Annotated in this window: 7 protein-coding genes; 3 read left to right on the forward strand and 4 right to left on the reverse strand. The window is 57.1% G+C overall.

Annotated features, from left to right (window positions below; translation table 11 throughout):
- Positions 1–2,028 precede the first annotated feature (2,028 nt).
- Positions 2,029–2,241, forward strand: a complete 213-nt coding sequence (locus GGD66_RS38560) for a hypothetical protein (protein WP_183238582.1) — start codon at positions 2,029–2,031, stop codon at positions 2,239–2,241.
- 370 nt (positions 2,242–2,611) lie between these two features.
- Positions 2,612–2,917 carry an outer membrane protein gene (locus GGD66_RS38565; RefSeq protein WP_183238584.1) on the forward strand — a complete coding sequence of 102 codons (306 nt, stop codon included), beginning with the start codon at positions 2,612–2,614 and terminating at the stop codon, positions 2,915–2,917.
- A 282-nt stretch (positions 2,918–3,199) separates the two neighbouring features.
- Here GGD66_RS38565 and GGD66_RS38570 read toward each other — a convergent pair whose 3' ends face one another.
- From GGD66_RS38570 to GGD66_RS38580, 3 genes are all read right to left on the reverse strand, one after another.
- Positions 3,200–3,397 (reverse strand): hypothetical protein, encoded by a 198-nt coding sequence (locus GGD66_RS38570; protein WP_183238585.1) that lies wholly within the window; start codon positions 3,395–3,397, stop codon positions 3,200–3,202.
- A gap of 482 nt (positions 3,398–3,879) precedes the next feature.
- A complete protein-coding gene (locus GGD66_RS38575; protein ID WP_183238586.1) occupies positions 3,880–4,158 on the reverse strand; it encodes a hypothetical protein in 279 nt (92 codons plus the stop codon).
- Positions 4,159–4,394: 236 nt separating this feature from the next.
- Complete coding sequence (locus GGD66_RS38580) at positions 4,395–4,598, reverse strand: hypothetical protein (RefSeq protein ID WP_183238587.1); 204 nt, start codon at positions 4,596–4,598, stop codon at positions 4,395–4,397.
- Between the two features lie 671 nt (positions 4,599–5,269).
- Here GGD66_RS38580 and GGD66_RS41875 point away from each other — a divergent pair.
- Positions 5,270–5,461: a hypothetical protein gene (locus GGD66_RS41875; protein WP_246783574.1), complete on the forward strand. Its 192-nt coding sequence runs from the start codon at positions 5,270–5,272 to the stop codon at positions 5,459–5,461.
- Between the two features lie 360 nt (positions 5,462–5,821).
- On the opposite strand, the gene GGD66_RS38590 is transcribed toward GGD66_RS41875, so the two are convergent.
- Positions 5,822–6,000, reverse strand: a 179-nt coding sequence (locus tag GGD66_RS38590) for a porin (protein WP_183261772.1), incomplete at its 5' end; no start/stop codon positions are given.

A 6,000-nucleotide genomic window follows, 5' to 3' on the forward strand; every position in this document is an offset into this window, starting at 1 on the left:
CTGTGGAGGCCGCTTTGCCGCACATGTGCGCGTACAAGAATCGGCAGCCGAAATTTTCGTGCGCAGACCTCCGTACTCGCCGCTCTGCCAAGGTCAGCTTCGGGTCAAAAGGGGACCATCGGCATTTCCCCTCCCCTCGTCTGCTTCGCAGCGAGAAGCGGACCTCAACGTTGCACGGACCTCAGGGCCCTGCCGCTGATTGATAAGGTTTTCGTGCGACTGATAAGCTTTGCGACACAGTCGCGAATGGACAGGCTTTGGCGTCATAGACCTCGATGTCCCTCTCAGGAGATTTCTCATGACGCCATGTCCTCTCGAGGCTTGTTCCCACTTTGATAAGCTGCCGCAGGCTCACAGGCCGTGGCAGCAACCTCCCGAGGGATCTCGGCATTCGATGAAAGCCGTGGTACGTGTTCGGGGCGAGGGGTCCTGTCAACCTTCTTGTATTTGCTCGTGATTTCCGCTTTCCCCGCGAGCAATCCACGGTACTAGCCACGGTGCCCCGAGCGGCTTCCCGACTGTAGTTTTCAGCATCTCCAGGAGCGCGGCGGCCTCGCCCGGCACCCTGCTCTCCCCAGCTAGATCCCGGCAGATGCGCTCCATGCGCGCGAGGTCATCTATGTCGTGCGGATTGTGGCCCAACACCGGCTAAATTCACCGCGTACACAACTTACCGCATGGCATTTCCCAGGCGCGGAAAGCTGCCCATACGAGTCTCTCGCGGGCGCATAGTTCCTACGGCAACGGCAAACTTGGCGGCGGTGGTCGATCGAAAAAACGGCCCCAGCGTCTGGCGGCGGCTGGGGCCGTTGGAATGCTCCGGCACCAAGGGGGGCTTTGAACCGGAGCACAGCACTAAACCGGTGGCTTGCTCCTAGTTCCTAGGGAAGAGGCAGGGCTTGCGAGAACCGACCCATCGCCAAACGCGCGTTCGAACGATGGGCCGTCCCGGGTGGATGTCGCGAAGCTGGAGTGATCCAGGTATCACGCCACAGACCGAAATCTTAAATCCTCGCGGCTCGAGAGTCGTTCCTTGCTGGATAAGGTAGCCGCAGCACGTGGGCGCTTAGTTCGGTCCATCTCGACTCGGCTCGTCCCAAAACAGCTTCTTGCAGTTGGGCACCGAAAGTTGGCAATAGCCCCGTCCGGTGAATCGACTACGTCAACGAAGAGCATGGGTTTGTTGCATGCGGAACAGGTCGGCAGAGGCTTAGTCTTATTCTCTTGTATGGCCATCCGCCCGAAGGTAAGCCGCAGGTGCTGGCTTGAGACAGATCCTGCGGCCTATGCACGACGTTCCGCACGATCGGAGCGGCACGGACCCTTGCTAGCACAGTGGCCCGCCAGCGCGAACCGGTGGGCCGCTTGTCACTGCCTCAGCCGTTTCGGGGCAGCAGGAGCTGCTCCAGTCCATCCTCGATCACTCGGAGATCCTCAAGTAAAGCATCTCGAGAGTCGGGCGGGTTCACGCCTGATGTGGACTGTAGCTGTTCGAGCACCTTGCGCCGAAGGTCTCGCATATTTTCTAGGGCTTGCCCCGGTTGTTCAAACGCACATAGGCCGAAACGATCAATCCAATGCTTGTGGTGACCAAATGCAAGATTTTAAAATAGGTCGCATCGTCGCCCATTCAAGCTATTCCGCAAGCACCCATCAAACAGCATCTTAGTAACCAATCAGGCCCAGGGTGTCCTGTGACGGGGCCGTGGGGCACATACGCGGCCTTGTGCTTGTGGTTGAGGGCCCGCCAGCTCAGCCAGCTCCGGCGGGTCCTCCCTCATCTTGATGCACGTTAAGCCTGCTGCCGATTGTGAACTAGATCATACTGCGTGTCAGAAATGCAGCGATAGGATCATCCACCGGGCCGGCTGCATATTTCCTTACACCTTTTCACCCGGTTTCATTTTGGTCATGCGCGGGCCGCAGCGAGAACATCGCTGCGGCCAGTAGAACCGCTGCGTTCAATCACCAGCAAGGTTTGTGGGCACCAACAATTTTGCGGCGTCTTTTCCAATGGGAGGACGTTTTATGCCTAAGGAGAATTGCCTGATTGTTCGTGCGGCCGGGAAACGATTGGACCTGTTACGAGGGGAAGCTGCCCGCATCGCGAAAAGAGCTAACGTTCGCTGGTGGACCGACCGCGCGGAGATCGGCACCAAGTTCTGCTTTGAAGATTCCAAAGCAAAGGAGCTATTCGCAATTACCTGCGACAGCCTCGGCATTACTTCTCAGGACGGCTAATCCATTGAAAAACCCGCCGATCTTGGGAGCCGACGAGTTCTCAAGCCAATACGTATCACGGTGCTTTTTCAAGGCGCGTCAGCATCTCGGCCGAATGAAAACACGGCGAACCTCAAATGATCATCTTCGATTGCGGCGTTCAGCATCAACTCGGCGGCTATCCTACAATCATGAAGCTCCATGCCTTCGACGTCCTCGCCCTCGGGTTGTACCCGTCCGGCAGGCGCGGCTCAGATCAGGGAGGCCTACAATGGCCAAGCCATGGGCGGCGACGACTTGCGAGATATGCCGCTGTATCTGCGAAAGATGAATCTCCAGCGGCTGTTCGCGCGCAGGCCGGAGGGCATATCCGTGGTCGCCTCGGTGTAGCTTGCAACAATTCGCTGCTTTACGTGACGGTGGTGCGGCCTGGGCGGATATGGACCACATTACGTGCTCGCGACGCGCTGTTCGAGACCGTCTCCACCACCCGCACCGGCTAGCCGTCGGCGCAGGCTGCTGCTTCACGCCCAACTGGTCGGGCCGTGTTGAGTACCGCTACACCGATTTCGGCAACTTCCGGAACAACTCCACCGTCTCGTTCCCCGGCCTCTCCTACGAGCACGATCCGGTGTTCTACACCGTGCGTGCAGGTGTCAGCTATCGCTTCGGCGGCCCGGTGGTCGCGAAGTACTGATCTGCCCAACCCGATCAAATCAGCAGCTTAAAGCCCCGGCGTCGTCCGGCTGTCGGATAGTTAGCAGCTCCTGCGAGCGATAGCATCCCGCTTCAGGGCCTTCAGCGACACGCCTTCAGATGTTCTCGGTGGATCATCAGCGACGAGTGGCGGCTTCAATGAGCGGCGGAGCGCGGAAGCAGTGGCGATGTTAGCTTTTGGCCCTCAGCGGACCAATCGCAGCATGGGGCGCGAGGGCAGCTTTTGACCCAAAGCCGACCTGAAGGGACGTCGGTTGGCGCTTTAGAAGATGTTGGAATAATAAATGAAGATTGCTTCATCGCGCTCAACGACAAATTGCGGTCGCTGCAAGCCGGGGCTGACCGGTAAATGCTTTGGCGACAGTTCCGTCAACTCCGAACGTTTGACGCCTGGTACGTTGATCGCCGCCGCCATCAAACAAGATAGCCGCCCAATAGCTCTGACACGCGACAAAGCCAATCATCGCTCCTTCGCGATAATCCAGTCTTTGCACGTATCCGCTTTCAGGCGATTTGGTCATCGGCAGGCTAGAAGCGAGGGGTGGCCACAAGAATGGATAAATTTCAGTTGGCCAACGACTTGAGACGTGGAGGCCCGAGCGGACTGCCCGACCGATGATTTGACCGCTCCTTATCGGCAGCCCATGCGAGCCGCTGCTCGGCTGAAATCGATTGCTCCAGGCCCCAAGCACATTGCCTATGCTTGGTCGTTCAATCTCGCTAGGCATGGTCCAATAGCGAAGATGGCCTTCCGGCCAAAGCTCGTGCAATTTGGCACGAAAATCATCAGGCAATTTCAATCGTCGATAGCCGTCGCAAACTCGTACGTATTGGCCAAGACCCGGCGGATCGGAGTTGGGGAAGTCATACCCCCACGGGCCGGGCAAGACGCCTTGCTGAACATACTGTTCGGAAGACCTTTTACGCCAATCCTCCCACTCGTCACGGGTCGCACGGTCGATGCGCGCCGTGAAATGCGAGCTTGGCTATGGGATTTTCGTAGGCATCCTCGCTCGCGTAGCCTAGCCCGGCCGAAAGATCGGAAATGTCCTCGAACCACACCGCGAGTGGAAGAGGGTCATGCGCGGAGGCAGCTGCGTTGTTCAGCTCAAGAGGTGATCTTCTGCTCAGCCTCAAGGACGCGTCCGCGTAGTGCTTCCAACTCGGCCAGCTGAGCAGCGAGCGCGTCGAAGCGATGCCGAAGAACAGCGGCAGCGGCATCCGCTCGACCGCCGCGATTGCCCGCCTCGGACAAGTTGGCCCATTCGAACGGAGCGGCCGATCGCATTGACGCTGGGGAATTCTGGAAATGACGGAGACCAGTCATGGCCGGACTTTCCGAGCGGGCGCAAGGGAAATGGAGTAGGAAGGCCGCGCCGCGCTTTGTATAGCGAGGCAATAATTAAATCACATCACAAAACAAAAAAAATAAAGACGTTAAACAATCTAATCAAAAATTATAACACGCTCACCGGCTCTGTTCGTACCTTTAGTAGTTTTATCCCCGGTTCCTTCAAGTCTACTCTCTGGCTGAGCTGTTTAAGCCGCTCCTCAAGGTCGCGCTTTGCTGCGATCAGCTTGACGGCTAGAATCTGACGAACGTCGGTGTGCAGTGCCCACAGCTCATCAACGGACATCGCTTCAAGGTGATCTCGATGCATGCCACCCGGGTCCCTGCATACCCTAAGATGCGTGGCTGAGGGAGATGCACAGCGGTTCCAGGCTTCACGCTCAGGCACGGGCACCGCACAATAAACACTCTGATATTAAATCATATTAAATGAATAATATATAGCCAACTTTATTTTGTCATTCACAACAGATTTAAAAAGGGCGGCAGAGTAACGCCGCCCACGACTGCACGGCGAAGTCTGCCGCCATGCCGACTAGGATATCGATGTCGCCATAAGGCGATTCACCTAGCCGAGATACGATACGTCCTTTGCGCGCGAGGCCAGCTCGGCTTTCATCTTGTCGTCCCGGCTTGGTCGTTCGCGATGAATTCAGCCAGTTCGTCGCGAGTCATTTCAGAGAGCAACTTTTGCTGAGAGGACGTCTCCTTGCGGCTGGGAGCGATGTGCCCTGCTCGATCCAAGTCCTTAATCTAGAGATCAGCCCGAACCCGCGCACTCACGCTCGCGTCTTCTCGATCAACTTGGCGGATTCACCGGCAGGGCGTCGTCCTTTGATGAACCTCGCGGCAGTTCGAGACTGCCTGGTCAAAGCTGGCGCCGACCTTTGAGCGAGGAACAGCTCGCTCCTCGTCGCCGTACACCTCTTGAGCGGCCGCTTTATGGGGCTTCATATGGTTGAGACGAAATTCGACAGAGCCATGAAGGAATTTGTCTGGAATATATTAGAGATCCAGTCCCAATTGGAGGACATTCACTCCGTGTGGGCGCGGCTGCTCGGCATTACCGAGCCGCAGTGGCTCATGTTAATGGCGATAATGGACTTGGACGAGGACATGGCATTGAGGGAATTGACCTCGCCAAGAAGTTACGGGTCCACCCTGCGTTTGTAGCAAGTCAGACCAAGAGTCTCGCAAAGGTTGGCCTTCTTGATCGCCGGACTCGGTCGGATGATGCCCGCTTCGTGCAGATGTCAGCAACGAGCAGGATGGCTGCAATAGCTAAGCTAGCCGAAAAGAAGGCAAGCCTGAACTCAACGATTTTCGCCGACCTTGATGAAGGTAGGTTGGCTGAGTTGAACACTGCACTTTTGGCAATTGCCAAGAATGTTCGACTGGCTGTCCGACTATTGGCGATCGAAGTCTTGTAATCTTACCAAGACACCAAAGCCCTCGGTGGTTTCCCGCCGAGGGCTCTGAGGAGCTCTCGGCAGTTTCCTACCAAGAGCTCCAATGTAGTCGCTAGAGCGAACCTTACCAGTTGCGCTGAGCGCGGAGGAGCAGGGTGATGGTGTCCTGATCCTTGAGCTCGTACACAGCGGCCGGCTTGGCCGTTGCGCCGGCACCAGCGTAACCAACCGTACCGGAGTACTTCTGGTCGAGATGGGTCCAGTTCAGGTCAGCCGAGAACGTGAGGTTCTTGACGGGGGTCC

This window comes from Bradyrhizobium sp. CIR48 (genome assembly GCF_014198315.1).
Taxonomy (GTDB): Bacteria; Pseudomonadota; Alphaproteobacteria; order Rhizobiales; family Xanthobacteraceae; genus Bradyrhizobium.

Coding starts and splice junctions, on each gene's coding strand:
- GGD66_RS38560 (WP_183238582.1), top strand. CDS start 2,029: ATGCCTAAGGAGAATTGCCTGATTGTTCGTGCGGCCGGGAAACGATTG.
- GGD66_RS38575 (WP_183238586.1), bottom strand. CDS start 4,158: ATGCCGCTGCCGCTGTTCTTCGGCATCGCTTCGACGCGCTCGCTGCTC.
- GGD66_RS38580 (WP_183238587.1), bottom strand. CDS start 4,598: ATGCATCGAGATCACCTTGAAGCGATGTCCGTTGATGAGCTGTGGGCA.
- GGD66_RS41875 (WP_246783574.1), top strand. CDS start 5,270: ATGAAGGAATTTGTCTGGAATATATTAGAGATCCAGTCCCAATTGGAG.